At 39.1% G+C, this 412-nt stretch carries 1 protein-coding gene; it reads right to left on the bottom strand.

The window, feature by feature from the left end; all coding sequences use genetic code 11:
* Window positions 1-46 precede the first annotated feature (46 nt).
* Window positions 47-412: AraC family transcriptional regulator ligand-binding domain-containing protein (locus GRF61_RS24400; RefSeq protein ID WP_211166205.1), on the bottom strand; the 366-nt coding region annotated here is incomplete at its 5' end.

The raw sequence follows: 412 nt of genomic DNA, 5'->3' as shown, positions 1-412 counted from the left end.
CAAGAAAGACTTCACTCTGCTCAATCAGCTCTTTTGAAAATAAACTTCAGAAATGAATTGCTGCAAAGATCAAACATTCAACTAGAAAAGATAGTAATTGCGCTGATTGTTGCTCATCACCAAATCTAACGGGATGTACATCCTCTAAATAATCATAGACAAAATTCTGATCAACAGTCCATTCAGGTGTGAAATTTTGAATCCGAGTACAGAAATATTGCTGACAGAGTGTCAAAGCAGTTTCAACATCAGCACAACTTAAAAATGCAAAGCCCAATGCCCCATGTGAAGTAGGACGAAGTTTGAGTCCATACTCAATGCCCAAACGATGATTACCTGTGAGTTGTAAGGCATTCACCACCAGCTTAGACCACTGATGAGCACTCATTTTGGCATCAGCATGTTTCATAGC

Origin of the sequence: Azoarcus sp. TTM-91, from assembly GCF_012911025.1 — a bacterium.
In the GTDB taxonomy this organism is placed as follows: Bacteria; Pseudomonadota; Gammaproteobacteria; order Burkholderiales; family Rhodocyclaceae; genus Azoarcus.
The sequence above is the reverse complement of the archived record's forward strand: the minus strand, read 5'-3'. Positions and strand labels throughout refer to the sequence as shown.